The sequence below is a fragment of the Pseudomonas sp. FG13 genome, assembly GCF_057809755.1.
Map to the genome: position 1 here is coordinate 1 of NZ_JBMDKO010000065.1, position 25830 is coordinate 25830.

Sequence of the window (25830 nt, forward strand, 5' to 3'; positions counted from 1 at the left end):
GGGAGCGAGCCTGCTCGCGATAGCGGAGTGTCTGGCATGCAGATGTTGAATGGGCTGCCGTCTTCGCGGGCAAGCCCGGCTCCCACAGGGGCTGGTGGCGTATGCAAAAGCTGCGTACCCCCCAAATCTCCTGTGGGAGCGAGCCTGCTCGCGATAGCGGTAGGTCAGCCAGCGTCCATGCTGACTGACTTGCACAAACCCGATCCTATGACATGGCGCGAGCTTTCAAGGCCTGGGACATCGCCTCGCCCAACCTGGCCACATGAGGGGCCTTGACCACGGTGTTGTGGGTGCCGGGAAGGGCGGTCACGTTCACCTGGTCATTGAGCAACCCGCGCCAGCCCAGGGTCGGGTCGTTGCGTTGCTGTTCGCTCGCGGTGAACAGCGATACCTCGAGCGGGCTCGGTGGGCTGACGTAGGCGCCGATGGCCTGCCGCATCGCATAGGCAACCCCCAGGTGGGTACGCAGCAGGGCGGCGTCGATGTCGTGGGGCAGTTCCTCCGGTAACAGGCGGTGAGTGATGCACAGCGTCAGCATCGCGTCGATGGCCGAGTGCTGTGCCAGTTCTGTCAGTTGTCCGAGCAGGTCGGGGGCGATCTGCGCGGGGAGCCAGGCCATCAGGAACTGCGCTTCGCTCACCTCGTGTGTCGGCACCGGTTCAGGACGGGCCGACGCATCGATGATGCCAAGGAATTCCACGACCTCACCGCTGGCGAGCAGTTGACGGGCCATTTCATAGGCGATCAGACCTCCGGCCGACCAACCGGCAATCCGGTACGGACCTTGCGGCTGGACCTGACGGATGCCCGCCAGGTAACGCGTGGCCATGGACGGAACGTCCGACAGCGGCGCTTCTCCCGCCACCAGGCCACTGGCGGCCAGGCCATAGACCGGAACCTGGGGATCCAGCGACGGTGCCAGGTCCCGTGCGTATTGCACTTCGCCACCGAGTGGGTGCACCAGGTACAGCGGCCGTTGGGAACCGCTGCGACGGATCGGCACCAGGTTGCTGTTGGCCCCCGGTCGGGCTTGCCCATCGAGGGTCCTGGCGAAACCGGCAATGGTCGGTTCGACGAACAGGTCGCGCACGGCGATGGGCTTGCCAAGTACCTTGCGCAAGCGCGAAGCCATCTGCACCGCCATCAACGAAATACCGCCGAGGCTGAAGAAGTCATCGTGACGGCTGATGCGCTCCTGTTTGAACAGGTCCCGCCAGAGCGCCGCGATGGCGATTTCGGTCTCGCCCCGAGGAGCTTCGTAAGGCAAGGCTGGGGCCGGGCTGTCTTCGGTGCCGGTCGGCGAGGCCACGGCGGTGAGCGAGCGCACCAGCGGCGGCGTGTTTTCCAGCAACTGGCCGATGGACTGCCGTGGGTCGGTGACCAGGTTTTCCAACACCTTGGCGAACAGTCCGGCGATATTCTGCACGGTCTCTCGGTCGAACAGGTCGTTGGCAAATTGCAGGCTGCCGCCGATGCGCTCGCCATTGTCGACCAGTGACAGCGACAGGTCGAACTGGGTGGTGTTGTGCGGGCTTTCCAGGGTTTGCACCGCAAGCCCCGGCAGTTGCAGCGGCGCCGGTGGCGTGTTGTCCAGGCTCAACATCACCTGGAACAACGGGCTGTGGCTCATGCTGCGAGTCGGCTGCAATGCACTGACCACCTGTTCGAAGGGCAGGTCCTGGTGACTGTAGGCCGCCAGTGTCTGGTCCTTGATCCGCGCCAGCAACCCGTCGATACGGCTGTCGCGCCCGGTATCGATCCTCAACGCCAGGGTGTTGGCGAAGAAACCGATCAGCGCCTCCAGCTCCGGCCGCTGACGGTTGGCCACCGGCGTGCCGACCACCACGTCGTGCTGTCCGCTCAGGTGGCTCATCAACACCGACCAGCCGGCCAGCAGCACCATGAACAACGTGGTGCCTTGGGCCTGGCTGAAGGCACGCAGTTCGGCACTGAGGGATGCGGAAAAGGCACAGTCGACGATACCGCCGGCATAGCTCTGTATCGCCGGACGCGGACGATCCAGCGGCAGGTTCAGCAGTGCGGGCGCGCCTTCCAGATGTTGTCGCCAGAAGTCGATCTGCGCCTGCAACGCCGGGCCTTCGAGGGATTTGCGCTGCCAGGCGGCATAGTCCACATATTGCAGCGCCAGCGGTGGCAACGGGTCTTTCTGGCCTTGGGCGAATGCGCTGTAGAGCACGCTCACTTCCCGGGCCAGGACGCTGTTGGACCAGCCATCGGAGACGATGTGGTGCAAGGTCATGAACAGCACATGCTCGTCGTCCGCCAGCTGCACCAGGTGGCCGCGCATCAACGGTCCCTGGCCCAGGTCGAACAACTGCGTGGCGTTGAGGTGACCGAGGTGCTCCAGCGTGGCCGTGCGTTCGTCGGCCGGCATCGGGCGCAGGTCCTGTTGCTCCAGCTGGAAGCGGTAGTCGGCCGGGGCGATTTTTTGCACCGGCTCGCCGTCCACCAGCTCGAAACGGGTACGCAGGGTTTCATGGCGCGCCACCAGGCGGTCGAGCGTGGCTTGTAAAGCAGCCTTGTCCAGCGAACCCGTCAGGCGCAAGGCCAGGGGCAAGTGATAGGCAGCGCCGGCCGCATGGTCCAGGTGATCGAGGAACCAAAGCCGTTGCTGGGAGAAGGACAACGGCAGCCGCCCCGAGCGATTGGCCAGTGGAATCGATGCCGTTTCATTGGGCGACGCGCTGTGGACCAGCGCCGCAAGGCCACGCACCGTCGGTGCGTCGAACAGTTCGCGCAAGGTAATCCGCGCGCCCAGTTTGCGGCGCAGCCTGGACAGCAACTGCACGGCGAGCAGCGAGTGACCGCCCAGTTCGAGGAAGCCGTCGTTACGGCCAACCTGATCCAGGTGCAGCAGGCCTTTCCAGATCTCGGCGATGGCGATCTCGGTGTCACCCAGCGGCGCCTCGTAGGCTTTGCTGGCGAGGGCGTCCTGACCGGGTTCGGGCAGGGCGCGGCGGTCGAGCTTGCCGTTGGCGGTGAGCGGCAGGGCGTCCAGGTGCACGAAAGCACTGGGCACCATGTACTCGGGCAATCCGCTCAACAGCGCACTGCGCAGTTGCTCGGCCGGGACCGGCTCGCCGCAGACATAGGCCACCAGGCGTTTGCTCTCCGCGTCGCCCTGGCTGTCCTCACGGGCGATCACCACGGCTTCGCGAATACCCGGGCAAGCCACCAGGGCGTTCTCGATCTCACCCAACTCGATACGGAAGCCGCGGATCTTCACCTGGAAGTCGTTGCGGCCCAGGTATTCGAGCGTGCCATCGGCCATCCAACGACCGAGGTCGCCGGTCTTGTACAGGCGGGCGTTCGGCTCACTGCTGAACGGATCGGCGATGAAACGCTCGGCGCTCAGCTCTGGCCGATTCAGGTAACCCCGGGCCACACCGACGCCGCTGATATGGATTTCCCCGGCCACCCCCAACGGTGCCGGTTCGCCTCGCGCATCCAGCACATGGACCTGGACGTTGGCGAAGGGGCGACCGATGCTTGGCCGTTCGCCCAAGTCGCGGATCAGGTCGATGGTGGCGTCCACCGTGCACTCGGTGGGGCCGTACATGTTGTAGAAACGAATGCTCTGGCAGTTACGCAGTTTCTCCCAGGTGGCGGCGTTGATTGCCTCGCCACCGAGCAGCACGCTCACCGGCTGATAGCTCTGGCGCTCCAGCAGGCCGGCGGCGAGCAGGGTGTCGAGCTGCGACGGGGTGGAGTCGAAGGCATGCACTTGGTGCTGTTCGAGGAAGTCCAGCAACTCGCTGCCGCTGGCGCGGATCAGTTGCGGGATGATCACCAGGCGATGGCCGGAGAACAGCTGCGAGATGCCCTTGATCGACATGTCGAAGAAGAACCCGGCGTTCAGGGCCACGGTGGCCGGGGTCGGGCAGTGCTGGTGGGTGGTGCGGGTCAGCACGTGCCAGAAGTTGAACACCGAACGGTGCTCGACCATCACGCCCTTGGACTGGCCGGTGGAACCGGAGGTGTAGATCACGTAGGCCAGATTTTCCGCAGTCAGGCCCGGTACTTGTGGGTTGCTGTCGAAAGCCGAATCGTCCGCCGCTTGCAACGATTCCACGGTGTCCAGCAGCAACACCGGCAGTTCCCCGGACGGCAGGGACAGCGCCGACTGGGTCAACAACGCCTGGGGTTGGCTGTCCTGCAGCATGAAGGCCATGCGCTCGGCCGGGTGGGCCGGGTCGATGGGCACGTAGGCGGCACCGGCCTTGAGCACGCCCAGCAGGCCGACGATCATTTCCAGGCTGCGCTCGGCGCAGATGGCCACGCGCTGATCGGGTTGCACGCCGAGGGCGAGCAACTGCCGGGCCAGGTGGTTGGCGCGACGATTGAGCTGGCGATAGCTCAACTGACGGTCTTCGCAGACCAGGGCCACGGCGTCGGGGTTGGCCTGCACCTGGGCTTCGAAGAGCTGGTGGATCGGTTGCGCCGCACCGAAATCGCTGGCGGTGCGGTTGAAGTCTTCGAGCAGCAATTGACGTTCGCTGGCGGGCACCACGTCGAGGCTGCTGGCGAGGCGTCCGGGGGATTGCTCCAGGGCGTCCACCAGGGCGGCCACGGCCTGGCCCAGGTAGGCGGCGATGCGTTGCGGATCGATGCCGGTGATGGACTGGGCCGTCAGGGAGAAGCCGTCAGCCACATTCGCCACGGCGATTTCGATGGGGTAGTTGGTGCGGGTTTCCGAGGCGATGAAGTGCATGCCTTCGTGCTCGCCCATGTCCTCGACGTTTTCCCCGGAGGCGTTCACCAGGTCGCCGTGACGGCAGTTGAGGATCACCGTGAACAGCGGTAACGAAGCGTCCACCGCACTGCAACGCTGGGCCAGGGCCAGGGAGGCCTGTTCGTGGGTCAGCAGTTCGCTCAGTTGCTGGTAGGCGTCATGGACGATGTCGCTGACGCTGTGCTGCTGCAAGCGGATGCGCATCGGCAAGGTGTTGATGAACATCCCCAGCGCATGGTCGGCACCGGCGGTGCCTTGGGAGCGACCCGACAGCACCGTGCCGAAAATCCCGTCGTCGCGGCCGCTGGTCGCGGCGACCACCAGGCCCCAGGCCGCATGGAACAGCACCGAGGTTGGCACCCCTTGCTGGCGCGCCGTGCGGTGCACCCGGGCACTGAGCTCATCGCCCAGGTGCTTGACCGCGCGCTTGATCCCGGCGCCGTTGCCACGCACATCCAGCACACCATAAGGCGCGGTGGTGGAATCGACATCCGCCAGCAAGCGCCGGAAGTAGGCTTCGTGGTCGGCCTGGGACACGCTGGCGGCCTGGGCGATGAAGTTACGGTAAGGCTGGGACGGCGGCAGGCTGTCGGCCTGGCCGGCCAGGACCGCCTGGATCTCCAGCATGATCAACCGCAGCGTCACGTTGTCGCTGACCAGGTGATGGTCGAGCAGCGCCAGCAGCCATTGTCCACGAGGCTCATCCTCGATGATGTACGCGGCAATCAACGGTGCCCGCTGCAGGTCGAGGCGCAGATGATGGGTGTCGGTCGTGTCACGCAGGATCTGCAAAGCATCTTCGCCAGGGAAGCAATCCAGGGTCACCACCGGCAATTGCGCCTGGCGATGGACGACCTGTACCGGCTGCGGCAGACCCTGCCAACGCAGGGCGGTGCGCAGGATATCGTGGCGGTCGATCACCACCTGCACCGCAGCGAGGAAGTCATCGAGCAACTGGCGCCGGTTGAACGTTACCACCGTGCGCATCAGGTAGGCGTCACCCTCGGACTGCAACAGGTGGTGGAACAGGATGCCTTCCTGCAACGACGACAGTGGGTAGATGTCCTGCACATTGGCGGCGCCGCCGGGAACATCGGCGACAATCTGCTCGATTTCCTGCTGGCTGAGGGTTACCAGCGGCAGCATTTGCGGCTCGATGGCGGTGCAGTCGGCGGGGATCAGGTTCGCCGGTACGACTCGCTGCGTGTTGTTGCCGCCGGCCAGGACCGCGGCCATGGCCTTGAGGGTTGGCGCCGAGAACACCGTGCGCACGTCCAGTTGCAGGTCGGCCTGGCGCAGACGCTCGATCAGGCTGATGACCAGGAAGGAATGGCCGCCGAGTTCGAAGAAGTGGTCTTGGCGACCCACTCGTTCTACCCCGAGCAACTCCTGCCAGGCATTGGCCAGGGTGATTTCGATGGCACCCAGCGGTGCCTCGTAGCGCTGGCTCGCGGCGGCGGAGGCATCCGGCACCGGCAAGGCGTTGCGGTCCAGTTTGCCGTTGGTGGTCAGCGGCCAGGCCGCGAGGGTCACGAAGGCGCTGGGCACCATGTGTTCGGCCAACACGCTCGCCAGTTGGCTACGCAAGGCCGACGACTCTACGACGACCCCTTCATGGGCGATCAGGTACGCCACCAGGCGCTTGTCGCCGGGCTGGTCTTCGCGCACGGTCACCAGGGCTTCGCGGACTTCGGCGCAGGCCAGCAGTTGGGCTTCGATTTCGCCCAGCTCGATGCGGAAACCGCGGATCTTGATCTGCGAGTCGTTGCGGCCCACATAGATCACCCCGCCGTCGGCACGGTAGCGGGCGATATCGCCGGTGCGGTAGAGCCGGGCATCGACTTGTGCCGCAAACGGGTCGGGAATGAAGCGCTCGGCGTTCAGTTCGTCGCGATTGAGGTAATGCCGGGCCACACCGGCACCGCCGATGTAGATCTCGCCATTGACTCCCACCGGCACCGGTTGTCCGTAGTCGTCGAGAATCCGCAGGCACAGGTCGGGCAATGGCGGGCCGATCAGGCTTGGCGCGCCCGCGTCGATTTCCTCCTGGCTGACGGGGTAGTAGGTGGCGTGCACGGTGATTTCGGTGATGCCGTACATGTTCACCAGGCGCGTGCGGGACAGGGCCGTGCGTGCGGTCCATGGCCGCAGGCTGCGGAAGTCCAGGGCCTCGCCGCCGAAAATCACTTCCCGCAGGCCGTGTTCCAGGTCGCTGTGCTCACGGGCTTCGATGAACTGGCGGAAGGCGCTCGGCGTCTGGTTCAGCACGGTCACTTGTTGCTGGCAGACCAGCGCATAAAAATCGTCGGGTGAACGGGCCACTTCGCTCGGCACCACCACCAGCTTGCCGCCATAGCTCAGCGCGCCCCAGATTTCCCAGACCGAGAAGTCGAACGCAAAGGAGTGGAACAGCGTCCAGACGTCGTTGCGGCCGAAGTCGAACAGTTCGGCAGTGGCGTCGAACAGGCGCGCCACGTTGCCGTGCTCCACCAATACCCCTTTGGGCAAACCGGTGGAACCCGAGGTGTAGATAACATAGGCCAGGTGCCGCGAGGTCAGGCCGAGCGCTTGGGCGTCCGGATTGCGGTCCAGTTCCGCCAGGTCATCTGCCGTGGGGTCATCGTCGAGATTCACCACCGGCACGGCATGCTCGGGCAGCGCGGCGAGGCACGTCGGTTGCGCCAGCAGCACGACCGGAGTGCTGTCGTCCAGCAAGTAGCCGAGTCGTTCGGCGGGGTAGGCCGGGTCCAGCGGCACATAGGCCGCACCGGCCTTGAGCACCGCCAGTACCGCGCAGACCATTTCCACGCCGCGCTGGGCCAGGATCGCCACCCGGTCGTCAGGGCGCACGCCCTGGGCCAGCAGCGTCTGGGCGATGCGGTTGGCCCGGCGATTGAGGGCCTGGTAACTCAACGCCGTGTCGCCAAAGACCAGGGCAATGGATTGGGGCTGGGCCGCGGCGCGTTGTTCGAAGCGCTGATGAATCAACGGTTCGGGGGTGAACACGGCCTTGGGTGGCAAGGCCGCAGGCGAGGCCTGGCGCTGTGCGGAGCTGAGCAACGGCAAGCCGAGCACGGGCTGTTCGACATCCGCCACCATGGCTTCGAGCAGGATTTGGAAATGCTGGGCGAAACGCTCTACGGTGACGCGGTCGAACAGATCGCTGGCGTATTCGATCACGCCCGACAACGTGCCGCCGTCATTGCCCAGGGTCAGCATCAGGTCGAACTGGGAGGTTTCATGGGCCTGGGCCACAGGCACCAGGGTCAGGCCGGGCAGGCTCAATTCGCCACCGCCCGGGGTGTTGTCCAGCGACAGGGCGACCTGGCACAGCGGGTTGTGGCTCAGGGAGCGCGGCGGCTGTACGGCTTCGATGACTTGTTCGAAAGGAATGTCCTGGTGCTCGTGGGCCGCCAGGGTGGTCTGTTTGATCTGCTCCAGCAGTTGCGTCACGCTCGGGTTCTGCGACAGGTCTACGCGCAGGGCGAGGGTGTTGACGAAGAAACCGATCAGGTTTTCGGTCTCGGTGCGACTGCGGTTGGCCGTCGGTACGCCGATGACCACGTCCCGTTCGTTGCCCAGGCGCGCCATGAGCACCGACCAGGCACCGAGCAGCGCCATGAACAGGGTCACGTTGTGCGCCTGGCAGAAGTGCTCCAGGCGTTCGCGCAGTGCCGGGGCGATGGCCACTGCAACGTCGCCGCCCCGATAGCTCTGCATCGCCGGCCTTGGGCGGTCGGTGGGCAGAGACAGCAGGGCCGGCGCGCCTTCCAGGTGTTCGCGCCAGAACTCGGCCTGGCGATTGAGCCGTTCACCGTCGAGGGCCTGGTGCTGCCAGGCGGCGTAGTCGGCATATTGGATCGGCAACGCCGGCAGGGGATCGGGCTGCTGCTGGCTGAAGGCCCGGTAGAGGGCGGCGAATTCCTTGACCAGCACACCCACCGACCAGCCGTCGGAGATGATGTGGTGCTGGGTGATCAGCAGGATGTGTTCGTCATCGGCCAGGCGCAGCAGGCGCCCACGAATCAATGGCCCACGGCTCAGGTCGAACGGCGCCAGGGCCTCGTTGTTGCCGATGCGCGATGCACTGACGCTGGCTTGTTCGTAGGGCAGTGCGCGCAGGTCCTGTTCGGCCAGGGCGAAGCCACAGTCCGCGGGGGCGATGACCTGCACCGGCTGTTCGCCATGGCGTTCGAAAGTGGTGCGCAGGCTTTCATGCCGGGCCACCAGGCGATCCAGCGCGGCCTTGAGGGCGGTGCGGTCGAGATCGCCACGCAGCAGCAAGGCGGCCGGCATGTGATAGGCGCTGCCGGCGCCGGAATCGAGCTGGTCGAGGAACCACAGGCGTTGCTGGGCGAACGACAACGTCAGCGGCCCGTTGCGGTCGACCAGGCCGATGGTCTCGGCCTCGGCGGTGAGCGGCTGACCTACCACCCGTGCCAGTTCTTCCACGGTGGGGTGGCTGAACAGCTCGCGCAGCATCAGCTCGCAGCCCAACTGTTGCCGCACCCGGGAAACCAGTTGCGCAGCCAGCAGGGAGTGCCCACCCAGTTCGAAGAAGCTGTCACGACGACCCACGCGCTCCAGGCCTAGCAATTCCTGGAAAATCTGCGCCAGGGCGGTTTCGGTGGCACCCTCGGGGGCGGTGTAGCCACGCTCGGACATGGCGCCCAGGTCCGGCTCGGGCAAGGCCTCCTGGTCGAGTTTGCCGTTGGCCGTGAGCGGGTAGGCGTGCAGGCTGACGAAGGCCGTCGGGATCATGTAGTCGGGCAGGGTCGCGCCCAATTGCTTGCGCAAGGCGGCCACTTCCAGCACCGCGCCCGCACGGGGAATCAAATAGGCGATCAGACGCTTGCCCTGGTTCGCATCATCACGGGCCAGCACCTTGGCTTCCCGCACGCCCTCGCAGGCCAGCAGCTTGGCTTCGATCTCCCCCAGCTCGATGCGGAAACCGCGGATCTTCACCTGGGCGTCCATCCGGCCCAGGTGCACGATCTCGCCGTTGTCCAGCAACTTGCCCAGGTCGCCGGAGCGATACAGCCGCTCGCCGGGACGGAACGGGTCGGCAATGAAGCGTTCAGCGCTCAAGGCCGGACGGTTCAGATAGCCGCGGCCGACCCCCAGGCCACCGACGCAGATCTCACCCGCCACGCCGACGGGCAGCAGCCGCTGCTGGGCGTCGAGCACGTAGGCCACGGTGGTTGGAATCGGCCTGCCGACGTTGGAGATGCCGGCGGCGATGTCGGCCGCGCCAATGGCTTTGTAGGTGACGTGGACGCAGGTTTCGGTGATGCCATACATGTTCACCAGGGCCACATGCCCGAAGGCACGGTGGAAGGCATCGAGTTTGCCCAGCTCCAGGCTTTCCCCACCGAAAATCACGTAGCGCAAGTGCGCCAGGCGCACATCCGGCGTCGCCAGCGCGGCGGCACTGAGCTGATGGAACGCCGAGGGGGTCTGGTTCAGCACTGTCACCTGTTCGCGTTCAAGGAAACCCAGCAGCTCTACCGGATCACGCCGCAGGGCCTCGGGCACCAGGGTCAGGCGTGCGCCATGGAGCAACGCACCGAAGATTTCCCAGACCGAGAAGTCGAAGGCGTTGGAGTGGAACAGCGACCAGACATCCTCGGCATCGAACTGGAAGTCCGGGCGATTGTTGTGCAGCAGGCGCACGACGTTACGGTGTTCGAGCAGCGCACCCTTGGGTTCGCCGGTGGAACCCGAGGTGTAGATCACATAGCAGAGGTGCTCCGGGGTGTTGACGTGGGTCGGGTTGGCGACGCTGGCGTCGACGTTGCCGAGGGTCGGATCAAGGACTTCGATACCCAGCGCCTGCAGCGCCGGCGCCATGTCCTGGCGCGCGATGGCCTTGCCGGCGCCACTGTCGCGCAGCACGTAGGCGATGCGCTCCTGGGGTGAGGCCGGGTCGATGGGCACATAGGCGCCGCCGGCCTTGAGCACCGCCAGGGTGGCAACGATCATTTGCACCGAGCGCTCCAGCGTGATGGCCACCAGTTCCTGGGGCCGCACACCTGCGGCGCGCAAACGGTGGGCGAGGCGGTTGGCCTGTTCGTTGAGCTGGCGATAGCTCAGCTGTTCCTCGCTGAGGTTGACGGCAATGCGTTCCGGGGTCTGGCGAACCTGCTCCTCGAAAATCTGCTGCAGGGTCAGGGTGTCGGGCCAGGCCGCTTCACTGTCGTTGAAGTCGATGATCTGCCGCTGCCGCTCGGCGCTGTCCAGCAGGGGAACATCGTCGACGCGCTGCCGGGCATTCTCGACAAAGGCTTCCAGCAGGCGCACGTAGTGACGCATCAACTGTTGGATGAACCCGGCGTCGAAGAACTCCGCGTTGTACACCACATGCCCGGCCCAGCGTTGTTCACCAGCGCTGATCAGCAGGTGCAGGTCATTCTTGCCGTAGCCCAGATTGCTTTCCAGGGTATTGACCGCCAGCCCTGCGACCAGCGTGCTGGCGTCGGTGTCGTGCTGGAAGTTGAACAGCACGTCGAACAGCGCGGTGCGGCTCATGTCTTTGGCCGGGTTGAGGGCCAGTACCAACTGATCGAACTGCATATGGCGATGGCGCAGGGCCTGGGTCAGGTTGTGGCTGGTCTGCTCCCAGAGCTGTTGCAAGGTAGTGTCGCTGTCGCAGAACCCACGCATGACCAGCAGGTTGTCCAGCGGCCCGACGACGTCGTTCAGGCCGGGCTCGCGGCAGGCGGCCGTGGTGCCGATCACCAGTTCGTCGTGGCCGGCATAGCGGCGCAGCAACGCGGTAAAGGCGCTGAGGGCCAGGCTGTCGGTACTCACGCCGACCTCCCGGGCCAGGGCGTCGAGGCGGCGTACCAGCGGCGTTTCGAGGGTGAAGGCGTGGGTCGCTTCGGCGAACACATGCACGGCCATGCGCGGGCGATTGAGCGGCAGTTCCAGGGCTTGCAGCTTGCCGCGCAACTGATAGCTCCAATAGGCCCGCAGGTTCTCCAGCACCGCGGCCGGGAGTTGGCGTTGCCAGGCGGCAAAGTCGCCATAGCCCAGCGGCAGGGCCGGCAGTTCGGCGTTGCGCTCGGCGCAGGCGGCGGCATAGAGGGCCAGCAGGTCGCGCTTGAGCAATTGCATGGAGGTGCGGTCGGCCAGCAAATGATGCACGGCAATCGCCAGCACGGCGGTGCGTTCGTCCGCTTGTACCAGGCTGGCGCGCACCAGGCTGCCACCGTTCATGGCCAGGGGCCGACGGCTCTCGGCCAGGGCCTGGGTGGCAAGGGTATCCGGATTGCCCTGGAGCCGTTCAAGGGCCAGGGTGGCCGGCCCGTCGAAGCACTGCCAGGCACTTGCGCCGTCGCTCAGCACCCGGCAACGCAGGATGTCGTGACGGGCCAGCAGGCCGTCGAGGGCGATTTGCAGGGCCGGTTGGTTGATCTCGCCGGTCAGTTCCAGCAGCAAGGGGATGTTGTGATAGACCGGGTTGGCGTCGTACAGGTAACCGGTCTCGAAGGTGTCGACGAACCAGAGCCGTTCCTGGTGATAGGACAGCGGCATGCGCTCCGGCAGCGGCGTCAACGCGGTGATGGGCGGCAGGGCCAGGGTCGGGTCTAGTTCCAATGCGCCGATACGGGTGTCTGGTGCTTCGGTGAAACACTGCAGCAGGCGTTCGAAGCGCGCCGCGAGACGCTCGACGGTGGCGGCATCGAACAGCGCGGTGGAATAGGACAGGCTGCAGGACAGGTTCGGGCCACCTTCGTCGATGTGCAGGGACAGGTCGTGCTGGGTGTTGTCCTTGCGTGACGGCAGGAACTCCAGGTCCAGCCCCGGCAGGTGCAACTGGCCGCCGGCACCCCCGGCGTTGGTGTAAAGCATGGTCTGGAACACCGGGCTGTAACTGGCGCTGCGGGGTGGCTTGAGGGCTTCGACCACCAGTTCGAACGGGGTGTCCTGGCGACTGGAGGACTCCAGCATCAGGTCCTTGACCTGTTGCAACACCTGCTCGAGGGTCGGGTTGGCTTCCAGGCGGATGCGCAGGGCCAGGGTGTTGACGAAGAAACCGATCAGCGACTGCACATCCTGGCGGTCGCGGTTGGCGGCAACGGTGCCGATCACCAGGTCCTGCTGGCCGCTGATCCGTGCCAGCAACACCGCCCAGGCCGCCATCAGGGTCATGAACGGCGTTGCCGCGCGGGACTGGGCGAACCGGGCGATGGCAGCGGACAGCGCTGCGGGCAGGTCGAAGCCCAGGGTTTCACCCCGGTAGCTTTGCACCGCCGGACGTGGCCGGTCGGTGGGCAGCGCGAGCAACGCCGGGGCGCCGGCCAGGTGAGCGCGCCAGAATTCCACTTGCTGGTCGAGGCGCTCGCCCTGCAGTTGACGGCGCTGCCAGGCGGCGTAGTCGGCGTATTGCAGGGCCAGTGGCGGCAGCGGATCGGGTTGGCCGGCACTGAATGCCTGGTACAACGCGGCGAATTCCTTGACCAGCAGGCCGATGGACCAACCGTCGGAGATGATGTGGTGCTGGGTGATCAACAGCCGATGCTCATCGTCGGCCAGGCACAGCAATGTGCCGCGGATCAGCGGGCCGTGCAGCAAGTCGAACGCTCGGGCCGCTTCCTCTTCCGCCAGTCGAGTGGCTTGCCGCCCGGCCTCGTCCCGAGGCAGCTGGCGCAGGTCCTGTTCCTGCAGGTTGAAGCCACAATCGGCCGGAGCGATCACCTGCACCGGATGTTCGCCGTCGCGGCGGAAGGTGGTGCGCAGGCTTTCATGCCGCGCCACCAGACGATCAAGGGCGTTCTTCAGCGCGGTACGGTCGAGGGCGCCGCGCAGCACCAGCGAGGCGGGGATGTGATAGGCGGCGCTGGCCGTCGGGTCCAGCTGATCGAGGAACCACAGCCGTTGCTGGGCGAACGACAACGCCAGCGGACCTTCGCGATCCGCGCCGGAGATGTCGTCGGGAGCCGTTTCGATGACCCGTGTGGCGCCGCGTTGCTTGAGCAGGCGCAGCAGTGCGGCACGTTTCAACTGGTCGAGACTATCGTTATGTTCGTTCAATTGTTAAGCATCCTTGGAGACGATAGCGAGCAGTTCGCTTTCAGACAGCGAAGCCATTTCTTGTTGCAGGTCCATCAATTCATCCGACTCGTACTGGGCCAGTTGCAGGGTGGTGATCAGGTCGGCCAGTGCCAGCAGCGACGGGTGCTCGAACAGGCTCCTGAGGGGCACTTCGACGGCGAAGGTTTCTCGCGCCCGCAGGGTGACTTGCACCGCCAGCAGCGAATGGCCGCCGAGTTCGAAGAAATCGTCGTGCCGGCCGATCCGCTCCAGGCCCAGCAGGTCGGCCCAGATCTGCGCCAGCAGTTCTTCGGTTTCGCCGTTGGGGGCTTCGTACTCGCGGTAGGCGAAGTCCTCGCTGCGAGGCGCGGGCAGGGCGCGGCGGTCGAGCTTGCCGTTGGGGCTCAGCGGCAATTGTTCGACCACCACGAACGCCGCCGGGACCATGTAGTCCGGCAACTGCGAGGTCAGGTACGGGCGCAAGGTGCTGCTGGCATTGCGGCCGGCCAGGTGCGGCTCGACGCTCAGGTAGGCCACCAGGCGCAGGGCCCCGGGGCTGTCTTCGCGAGCGATGACGGCCGCCTCGCGCACCCCCGGCAGGGTCAGCATCAGGGCTTCGATTTCGCCGGGCTCGATGCGGAAACCGCGGATCTTGACCTGCTGGTCGTTGCGTCCGAGGAAGTCGAGTACGCCATCGGCGCGCATGCGCACCAGGTCGCCGGTGCGGTACATCCGCGCCTCGTCGTCCGGGCTGAACGGGTCGGCGAGGAAGTGTTCGGCGTTCAGTTGCGCACGGTCCAGGTAGCCCCGGGCGACGCCCGCGCCCCCCACGTACAGTTCACCCGGCACGCCGAGTGGTGCCGGCCGGCCCTGTTCGTCGAGCACGTACAGGCGGCTGTTCGGGATGGCACGACCGATTGGCACCGTGCCCTGGTCCTGGGCGGTGCAGCGATGCACCGTGGCCCAGACGGTGGCTTCGGTGGGGCCGTACTCGTTGTACAAGGCGATGGCCGGTTCCAGGCCCGCACATTCCTGAACCAATTGTGCCGGGCAGGCTTCGCCGGCAACGATCATTTCCCGCAGGCTGCCGTGCCCGTTTTCGCTGGCAAGGCTCGCCAACACCAGCCGGCCCAGGGACGGCACGCACAGCAGTGAAGTGATGGCCTGTTCGCCGATGAAGCGGGCGATGGCTTGCGGATCGCGAGCGGCTTCGGCCGCCGGAACGCACAAGGTGCCGCCGCTGATCAACGTGCCGAAGATCCCTGCCACGGAGCTGTCGAAGGCAATCGACGAGAGCAACAGGAAGCGCTTGTCGATTGATGGCCCATACACCGTGCGCCTGGCCAGCGTCGAAGCAACCAGGTTGCGATGTTCGATCATCACCCCCTTGGGTTTGCCGGTGGAGCCGGAGGTGTAGATCACATAAGCCAGGTGCGCCGGGGTCAGGCCGGTGGCATCCCAGCGCGGATCGCGGGTACTCGTCTGCGCCGCCAGGGCCTGTTCGATGGCCAGGTAGCGGGTGCCTTCCTGCAGCGTGCCGATGGCGGCGCGACCGACCGGATCGGCCAGCAGCAGGCGCGGCCGAGCATCCTCGACAATCGACGCCAGGCGGTCGGCCGGGTAGCTCGGGTCCAGCGGCACGTAGGCGCCACCGGCCTTGAGAATGCCCAGCAGGCCGCTGATCATAGCCGCGCTGCGCTCGACGCAGATCGCCACCAGATCCCCCGGTTGAACCCCGGTGGCGATCAAGTGATGGGCCAGGCGATTGGCTTGGGCATTGAGCTCGGCGTAAGTGAAGGCTTGCCGAGCGTCGACCAGGGCACAGGCGTCCGGTGTGCGGAGCACCTGCTCTTCGAACAGATGCTGGATGCACAGGTGTGTCGGGTAGTCCTCGCGGGTCTGGTTGAAGGTCTCCAGCAGCAGGCTGCGTTCCTGGGGCGGCAGCACGTCCAGTTGCGTGAGTGGAATCCGTGGCGTGTACATCAAGGCCTGGGTCAGTTGTTCCAGGGCCCGTTGCATCAGCGCACAGATGCGTTGTGGGTCCACTGCCCGGACGCTCTGTACCGTCAGCCCCAGGGCATCGCCATAGTCGTTGACCGACAGGGTCAGCGGGTAGTTGGTGCGCTCGGCGCTGTTGAGGATGCGCATGCCCGGCCATTGCAACTGGCTGTCGTCGCGCTGGTGCCGATAGTTGAGCAGGGTGGTGAACAGCGGCAAAGCGCTGGGCACGTCGCTGCAACGTTGGGCCAGGGCCAGGGAGGCCTGTTCGTGGGCCAGCAGTTCGATCAGGTCGCGATGGGTCGCCAGGACCTTGTCGTTGGCGCCAGCGCCGGCCAGTTGCACCCGCACCGGCAAGGTGTTGATGAACACCCCCAGGGCCCGTTCGGCCCCCGCCGAGCCTTGCAGGCGCCCGGCGACCACGGTGCCGAACACCACGTCGTCGCGCCCGGTGCAGCGGGCCAGCACTTGCGCCCAGGCCACATGGAACAGCGCCGCCGGGGTGATGCCCCGTTCCCTGGCCTGAGCCCGCAGGCGCAGGTTGAGTTCGAGGCTCAGTTGCACGCTGGCTTCTTCGATGTGATTGCCATCCCCTTGTACTTCGAGCAGGTCGAAGGGCGCGGTGGGCGCATCGACATCCGCCAGCCGGCGGCTGAAGTAGGCCTCGTGAACCTGGGCCGGCGTGGCCTGGGTCTGGGCGATGAAGTCGCGATAAGGCTGCGGTGTGCCCAGGCTGTCGCCGTGTCCGTGGAGGATTGCGTGGATTTCTTCCAGGACGATTTCCAGGGTGACGTGGTCGCTCGCCATGTGGTGATTGAGCAGCGCCAGCATCCAGCGTTCGGAACGCGGATCCCGGGCGATGCAGGCCCGCATCAGCGGTGCCTGGCGCAGATCCAGGCGCAGTTGCCGTGGGTCGCTCAGGGCTTCGAGTTGACTGAGCGGGTCCTGGTGACTGTCCAGAGTGACGCTGTGCACCGGCAGGCGCGCCTGGCGTTGCACCACTTGCACCGCCTGGGGCAAGCCGTCCCACTGCACGCAGGTGCGCAGGATGTCATGGCGATCGATCACCTGCTGCAAGGCGCCGATAAAAGCATCGAGGCGCTGGCGGTCGTCGAACTCGAGCAACGAGCGCACCAGATAGGCGTCGCCTTCGTGTCCGAGCAAGTGATGGAACAGGATGCCTTGCTGCAACGGGGCCAGGGGATAGATGTCCTGGATGTTTGCGGCGCCGCCAGGTATCGCAGCGACGATGCGTTCGAGCTGGTCCGCCGTCAGGTCCACCAGGGGCAACATGTCCGGCGTCAGGCTGCTGCAATCGGCCGGGATACGGTTGGCCGGGGCCTGGAAAGCCGTACTGGTGGTGTCGGTCAGGGCCGAGGCAAGGTCCCGCAGGGTCGGTGCGCCGAAGACGCTGCGCACGTCGGCGTTCAGGCCGTGTTCGCGCAGGCGTTCGATCAGGCTGACCGCCATCAGCGAATGGCCGCCGAGTTCGAAGAACCCATCGTGGCGGCCGACCTGTTCGAGGCCCAGCAGTTGTTGCCAGATATCGGCGATAGTCTGTTCCACCGAGCCTTGCGGTGCCTCATAGGCCTGGCTGGCGTAGGCGTCCTGATCCGGTTCAGGCAGGGCGCGGCGGTCCAGTTTGCCGTTGGGCGTAAGTGGCAGGGCGTCCAGCACCACGAAAGCGCTGGGCACCATGTGCTCGGGCAGGCGGCCGAGGAGTTCGGCACGCAATTCTGTGGCGGCCGCCGGTTCACCGCACAGGTAGGCCACCAGGCGTTTGCCGGTCTGGTGGTCGCGGGGGACGACGGCTGCTTCGCGGACCCCGGCAAGGGCGGCGAGGGCGGCTTCGATTTCTCCCAACTCGACCCGCAGGCCACGGATTTTCACCTGATCGTCGTTACGTCCCAGGTATTGCAGGGTGCCGTCGGGCAACCAGCGGCCAATGTCGCCGGTCTTGTACAGGCGGGCTCCGGCCCGCTCGCTGAACGGGTCGTCAATGAAGCGTTCGGCACTGAGCTGCGGCAGGTTGAGGTAACCCCGCGCCACACCGACACCGCCGATATGGATTTCGCCGGGCACGCCCAGGGGCAGCAACTGGCCGTGGCTGTCCAGCACATGCAATTGCATGTTGCGGATCGGTCGGCCGATCGGAATCGAGCGGTTGCGGTAGGTGTCCAGATCGGCGTCGGCGGTGTACCAGGCGACCACGTCGCTGCACTCGGTCGGCCCGTAGCTGTTGATGATCGCCGGCCGTGGCAGCGGCAGTTTTTCCAGCATGGCGACCTGGATCGGCTCGCCGCCCAGTACCACCCGTTTCAGGCAGGCCAGTGCTTCGTGCCGGTCGGCATCCACCAGGGCGTGGAAGGCGCTGGGGGACATGTTGAGGTGGGTAATCCCGGCCTCGGCGATCTGGGCGACGATGGCGTTCGGGTTGAACGGTTCTTCGGCCAGGTGCAACGAGGCGCCGACCATCAGCGGGGCGAGGATGTTCTTCTGGGTCAGGTCGAAGTTATAGGACGAGGCCAGCAGCACCGCGTCGCCGGCATGGAAGGCCAGGTCGTCGATGTACCAGTCCAGCAGGTTGCGCAGGCCGCGATGTTCGACCATTACCCCTTTTGGCAGCCCGGTGGAACCGGAGGTATAGATCACGTAGGCCAGATGGCCCACATTCAGTTCGCTCACTTGCGGGTCATGGGCCGGTTGCTCCAGAAGTGCCGTGCTGCCCAGTTCGAGGGTGGCCAGGCCCAGGGGCACCGGCAACTCGTCCAGGCCTTGCTGGCGCACCAGGGCCCGTGGCGCGCTGTCGGCGAGCATGTGGGTCAGGCGTTGCGCCGGGTATTGCGGGTCCAGCGGCACATAGGCCGCCCCGGCCTTGAGGATGCCCAGCAGACCGATGACCATCTCCGGGCTGCGACGCGCACAGAGGCCGACGGTGTCGTCGGGCCGCACGCCCAGGGCGATCAAACCGTGGGCCACGCGGTTGGCCTGGGCATTGAGTTCGGCGTAGCTCAGGGTTTGCCCGGCACCGACCAGCGCCACTGCATCTGGCGTGCGACCCGCCTGTGCGGCGAAGACAGCATGGGGGAAGCGACTCGGGCTTTCATCCAGGCTGACGGGGGCAGGGTTGAACGTCTCCAGCAATTGCCGGCGTTGCTGGTTATCCAGCAGGGGCAGAGTTGCCACCGGCTGCGTGGCGTCCTCCAGCATCCCGTCGAGCAAGTGCAGCAGGTGCTGGCCCCAACGGGCGATGGTGCTTTCGTCGAAGAGGTCGGTGGCGTACTCGAACTGGCCGCTGATGGTTTCGCCGTCGTCGTTGAGGGACAGGCTCACGTCGAACTGGGTGGTGCCGGTGGGCTGGGCCAGTGGGCTCAGGCTCAAGCCTGGCAATTCCAAAGCCTGGTCCTGTGGCGTGTTGCCGAGCACCAGCATGGCCTGGAACAGCGGGCTATGACCGAGGCTGCGCTCCGGTTGCAAGGCTTCGACCACTTGTTCGAACGGCAGGTCCTGATGGCCGTAGGCGTCGAGGGTGGTGGCTTTGATGCGTTCGAGCAACTGCTCGACAGGGCTGTCGGCCGGCACGTCGATGCGCAGGGCCAGGGTGTTGACGAAGAAGCCGATCAGCGCTTCGGTTTCGCGCCGTGGACGGTTGGCGACGGGCGTGCCGACCACGACTTCCGCCTGATTGCTCAGGCGCGACAGCAGGATCGACCAGGCCCCCAGGAGGGTCATGAACGGGGTCAGGCCGCGCTGCTGGCTGAAGCGTCGCAGGCGCGCGCTCAGCGGTGCGGGCAGTTGCAGCGCCAGTGCGGCGCCCTGGTAGCTCTGCACCTGGGGCCGTGGGTGGTCGGCCGGCAGTTCCAGCAGCGCCGGGGCGCCGGTGAGATGCTCCTTCCAGAATTGCGTCTGGGCTTGCAGGCGTTCGCCTTGCAGGTGCTGTTGTTGCCAGGCGGCGTAGTCGGCGTATTGCAGGGCCAGGGGCGGCAGCGGATCTTCGCGATCCTGGCTGAACGCCGCGTATAGCGCATTGAACTCACCGATCAGCACCGCCACCGACCAGCCGTCGGAGACGATGTGGTGCTGGGTCACCAGCAGGATGTGCTCGTCCTCGGCCATGCGCAGCAGACGTCCGCGAATCAGCGGGCCGGTGCTCAGGTCGAATGCGGCGCGGGCTTCTTCCTGGGACAGCTGTTCAACGGCCGGTTGCCGGGCTTCGGGGGCCAGGGCTTGCAGGTCGTGCTCGACCAGGGCGAAGCCGATGTCGGCCGGGGCGAAACGCTGGCGTACTTCGCCGTCCTGGCGCTCGAAGGTGGTGCGCAGGCTTTCGTGGCGGGCGACGATGCGGTCCAGGGCCCGTTGCAAGGCGTCTCGGTCCAGGCTGCCGCGCAGGTGCAGGGCGGCGGGCATGTGGTAGGCGACGCTGGCGGCATGGTCCAGTTGATCGAGGAACCACAAGCGTTGCTGGGCCAGGGACAGCGGCAGCGGTTGCTCGCGAGAAACCACGGCAATCGCCTGGAGCCGGGATTGACCGGCCTGTTCGACGTGTTGGGCCAGTTCGCTCAGGGAGGTCTGGGCGAACAGGGTGCGCAGGTCGATCTCGGCGCCGAGGTCCTGGTGCAGGCGGGCTTGCAACTGCACGGTGAGCAGGGAGTGGCCGCCCAGTTCGAGGAAGCCGTCGTGACGGCCGACCTGGTCCAGGTGCAGCAGGTTCTTCCAGATCTCGGCGATGGCGATTTCGGTGTCACCTTGCGGTGCTTCGTAGGCCTTGCTGGCGAGGGCGTCCTGACCGGGTTCGGGCAGGGCGCGGCGGTCGAGCTTGCCGTTGGCGGTGAGCGGCAGGGCGTCCAGGTGCACGAAAGCACTGGGCACCATGTATTCGGGCAGGTGCTTGAGCAGGGCGCTGCGCAGTTGCTCGGCACTGCTCGGTTCGCCACACAGATAGGCCACCAGGCGATTATCGTCCCGGGCAATGACCACGGCATCGGTGACCCCGGCACAGCCGAGCAGCACGTTCTCGATCTCGCCCAACTCGATACGGAAGCCGCGGATCTTCACCTGGAAGTCGTTGCGGCCCAGGTATTCGAGCGTGCCATCGGCCAACCAACGACCGAGGTCGCCGGTCTTGTACAGGCGGGCGTTCGGCTCACTGCTGAACGGATCGGCGATGAAACGCTCGGCGCTCAGCTCCGGCCGATTCAGGTAACCCCGGGCCACACCGACGCCGCCGATATGGATTTCCCCGGCCACCCCCAACGGTGCCGGCTCACCCCGCGCATCCAGCACATGGACCTGGACGTTGGCGAAGGGGCGACCGATGCTTGGCCGTTCGCCCAAGTCGCGGATCAGGTCGATGGTGGCGTCCACCGTGCACTCGGTAGGGCCGTACATGTTGTAGAAACGGATGCTCTGGCAGTTGCGCAGCTTGTCCCAGGTGGCGGCGTTGATCGCTTCGCCACCGAGCAGCACGCTCACCGGCTGGTAGCTCTGGCGCTCCAGCAGGCCGGCGGCGAGCAGGGTGTCGAGCTGCGACGGGGTGGAGTCGAAGGCATGCACTTGGTGCTGTTCGAGGAAGTCCAGCAACTCGCTGCCGCTGGCGCGGATCAGTTGCGGGATGATCACCAGGCGATGGCCGGAGAACAGCTGCGAGATGCCCTTGATCGACATGTCGAAGAAGAACCCGGCGTTCAGGGCCACGGTGGCTGGGGTCGGGCAGTGCTGATGGGTGGTGCGGGTCAACACGTGCCAGAAGTTGAACACCGAACGGTGCTCGACCATCACGCCCTTGGACTGGCCGGTGGAACCGGAGGTGTAGATCACATAGGCCAGATTTTCCGCGGTCAGGCCCGGTACTTGTGGGTTGCTGTCGAAAGCCGAATCGTCCGCCGCTTGCAACGATTCCACGGTGTCCAGCAGCAACACCGGCAGCTCCCCGGACGGCAGGGACAGCGCCGATTGGGTCAACAGTGCCTGGGGTTGGCTGTCCTGCAGCATGAAGGCCATGCGCTCGGCCGGGTGGGCCGGGTCGATGGGCACGTAGGCCGCGCCGGCCTTGAGCACGCCCAGCAGGCCGACGATCATCTCCAGGCTGCGCTCGGCGCAGATGGCCACGCGCTGATCAGGTTGCACGCCGAGGGCGAGCAACTGCCGGGCCAGGTGGTTGGCGCGACGATTGAGCTGGCGATAGCTCAACTGGCGTTCTTCGTAGACCAGGGCCACGGCGTCCGGGTTGGCCTGTACCTGGGCTTCGAACAGCTGGTGGATCGGTTGCGCCGCACCGAAATCGCTGGCGGTGCGGTTGAAGTCTTCGAGCAGCAACTGACGTTCGCTGGCGGGCACCACGTCGAGGCTGCTGGCGAGGCGTCCGGGGGATTGCTCCAGAGCGTCCACCAGGGCGGCCACGGCCTGGCCCAGGTAGGCGGCGATGCGTTGCGGATTAATGCCGGCGATAGCCTGGGCGGTCACGGAGAAATCATCGCCTTCATCTGCCACGGCCACTTCGATCGGATAATTGGTGCGGGCTTCGTTGCTGAGGAAGCGTACGCCGTCCCAGGCCAGGACCTGATCGGCATTGGCCAGCGAACCGCCGTCGGTCTGGTGGCGGTAGTTGAGCAGTGTGGTGAACAGTGGCAGGCCAGGGCCGACGCCACTGCAGCGTTGAGCCAGGGCCAGGGAGGTCTGTTCGTGGTTCAGCAGTTCGCTGAGGTCGCGGTAGGTTTCGTCCACCAGCGCGGCCACCCCGAACCCGGCCAGTCGGACCCGCACCGGCAAGGTGTTGATGAACACCCCCAGCGCCCGGTCGGCGCCCACCGAGCCTTGCAGGCGGCCGGCGACCACGGTGCCGAACACCACGTCGTCGCGGTCGGTGCAGCGGCCGAGTACCTGGGCCCAGGCGATGTGGAACAGCACGGCTGGCGTGACGCCGGCCGCACGGGATTGGGCGCGGATCCGTTGGCTCAGGGCTGGATCGAGACGCACGCTGGTTTCGGCGACTTGGCTGCCGTCACCCTGGACATCCAGTACACCGAACGGCGCGGTGGGTTCGTCGACAGTCCCCAGGCGTTGGCTGAAGTAGGCTTCATGGGCCTGGGGCGACGTCGCCAGGACCTGGGCGACGAATTCCCGATAAGGCATCGGCGGCGGCAGGCTGTCACCCTGGCCTTGCAACAGGGCCTGGACTTCTTCGAGGACGATGCCCAGGGACACATGGTCGCTGATCATGTGGTGGTCGAGCAGGGCCAGCAAGCAGCGTTCGGAGTGCGGAATCCGGGCGATGCAGGCCCGCATCAGCGGCGCCTGCTGCAAGTCCAGGCGCAGGTGCCGGGGATCGCTCAAGCGTTCCAGTTGAGCGCGCGGGTCTTCATCGGCGGCCAGGGCGATGTGCTGCAGCGGCAGCGTGGCCTGGCGTTGCACCACCTGTACCGGCTGCGGCTGGCCGACCCAATGCACGGCGCTGCGCAGGATGTCGTGGCGGTCGATCACTTGCTGCAAGGCACCGATAAAGGCCTCGAGACGCGCGTGGTTGTCGAATTCGATCAGCGAACGGACCAGGTACGCATCACCTTCGTGTCCCAGCAGATGATGGAACAGGATGCCTTGCTGCAACGGGGCCAGCGGGTAGATGTCCTGGATATTGGCGGCCCCGCCCGGTACGGCGGCGACGATGCGTTCGAGCTGGGCCTCGCTCAGTTCCACCAGGGGCAACATGTCGGGCGTCAGGGCGGTGCAGCCGTCCGGAATCCGGTTGGCCGGTGCGAGGAACGGCGCGTCATGGCTGCGGCTCAGGGCCTGGGCCATTTCCCGCACGCTGGGGGCGGTGAACACGGTGCGCACGCTGGCGCTCAGGCCATGCTGGCGCAAGCGGTCGATCAGGCTCACGGCCAGCAGCGAATGCCCGCCGAGTTCGAAGAAGCGGTCGTGACGGCCAATCTTGTCGATGCCCAGCAGGTCTTGCCAGACGTTGGCAACGATCTGTTCGATCTCGCCCCGTGGGGCCTCGTAGGCGCGGCTGGCGAACGCTTCCTGGCCCGGTGCGGGCAGGGCGCGGCGGTCGAGTTTGCCGTTGGGGGTCAGCGGCAGCGTTTCAAGCTGGACGAAGGCGCTGGGGACCATGTACTCGGGCAGCGCCGCCAGCAACGCGGCACGCAGTTGTTCCACCGGTACTGGCTCACCGCACAGGTAGGCGATCAGGCGCTTGCTGTCGGATTGACCCGGTTTGCTTTCCTGGGCAACCACCACCGCTTCGCGGACACCGGGGCACCCGGCAAGCACGGCTTCGATCTCCCCCAGTTCCACGCGGAAACCGCGGATCTTCACCTGGTCGTCGTTGCGTCCCAGGTACTGCAGGGTGCCGTCGGCGCACCAGCGTCCCAGGTCGCCGGTCTTGTACAGGCGTGCGTCCGGATCGGTGCTGAACGGGTCGGCGATAAACCGCTCGGCTGTCAGTTCGTGGCGATTGAGGTAGCCGCGAGCGACACCGACGCCGCCGATGTGAATTTCCCCGGCGACGCCCATGGGGACCAGGTTGCCGAGCGCATCCAGCACATGCAGTTGAGTGTTGCGCAGCGGCTTGCCGATGGAACGGAAATCGTCGTGCTCGCTTTCCATGCGGCGGATCGAGGCGTTGACCGTGGCTTCGGTCGGGCCGTAGGCATTGAACAGCGCCGGGCGATGGCCGGCGCGGGCGAACCACTGGCTCACGGCCTGCTTGCCCACCGCTTCGCCACCGATCATGAACTGACGCAGGCAAACGGGCAGGGCGACATGGGCGTCTCGGGCGACCTGTTGCCAGAACACGGTCGGCAGGTTGGCGACGCTGATTGCATGCTGCTCGCAGAGCGCGGCGAAGGCAGCGGTGCCGGCGATCCAGGCATCGCTGCGCAGCACCAGGGTGGCGCCGGACAGCAAGGCGCCAAAGATCTCTTCCACCGACATGTCGAAGGTCATGGTGGCGAATTGCAGGATGCGATCCTGGGGGTTGAGGCCGTAGCGTTCCTGCAAGGCACCGATCTGGTTGCACACCGAGCGGTGTTCGAGCATCACGCCTTTCGGCTTGCCGGTGGAGCCGGAGGTGTACATGACGTAGGCCAAGTGCCGGGAGGTCAGGCCCTCGACCCTTGGATTGCTGTCATTGCCATCAGTCGAGTCGTCCAGCAACAGCTGCGGCATGTGCAGCGCCGGCAGTTGTTCGGCCATGGTTTCGATCAGGTAACCCTGGGTGAGCAGGACCCGCGGCGTGCTGTCGTCGAGCATGTGCTGCAAGCGGTCCTGCGGATAGTTCGGGTCCAGCGGCACGTAGGCGCCGCCGGCCTTGAGAATGGCCAGGATGCCGATGATCATTTCCGGGCTGCGTTCCACCAGCAGGGCGACCCGTTCATCCGGACGCAGGCCTGCGGCGATCAGGCGATGGGCGATGCGATTGGCCCGGGTGTTGAGTTCGGCATAGCTGAGACTGACCTCTTCGGCCTGCACGGCGATGGCCTGGGGGCGTGCCTGTACATGCTGCTCGAACCATTCCTGTAGCAGTCGGCCTTCGGCAAACGGCGCGTGGGTCTGGTTGAAACCGCCGAGCAATTGCCGGCGTTGCTGGTTATCCAGCAAGGGCAGAGTCGCCACCGGCTGTGTGGCGTCCTCCAGCATCCCGTCGAGCAGATGCAGCAGGTGCTGGCCCCAACGGGCGATGGTGCTTTCGTCGAACAGGTCAGTGGCGTATTCGAACTGGCCGCTGATGGTCTCGCCGTCGTCGTTGAGGGACAGGCTCACATCGAACTGGGTGGTGCCGGTGGGCTGGGCCAGTGGGCTCAGGCTCAAGCCTGGCAATTCCAAAGCCTGGTCCTGTGGCGTGTTGCCGAGCACCAGCATGGCCTGGAACAGCGGGCTATGACCGAGGCTGCGCTCCGGTTGCAAGGCTTCGACCACTTGTTCGAACGGCAGGTCCTGATGACCGTAGGCGTCGAGGGTGGTGGCTTTGATGCGTTCGAGCAGTTGTTCCACAGGGCTGTCGGCCGGCACGTCGATGCGCAGGGCCAGGGTGTTGACGAAGAAGC

The 25830-nt window shown here is 66.0% G+C and carries 2 protein-coding genes; both read right to left on the minus strand.

Annotation, left to right across the window (positions count from 1 at the left end):
* Positions 1–205: 205 nt before the first annotated feature.
* Entirely contained in the window at positions 206–13789 is a 13584-nt protein-coding gene (locus ACODTO_RS27425) for an amino acid adenylation domain-containing protein (protein WP_489107345.1), read from the minus strand.
* 3 nt (positions 13790–13792) lie between these two features.
* A partial coding sequence (locus tag ACODTO_RS27430; RefSeq protein WP_489107346.1) for a non-ribosomal peptide synthetase occupies positions 13793–25830 on the minus strand: 12038 nt, incomplete at its 5' end.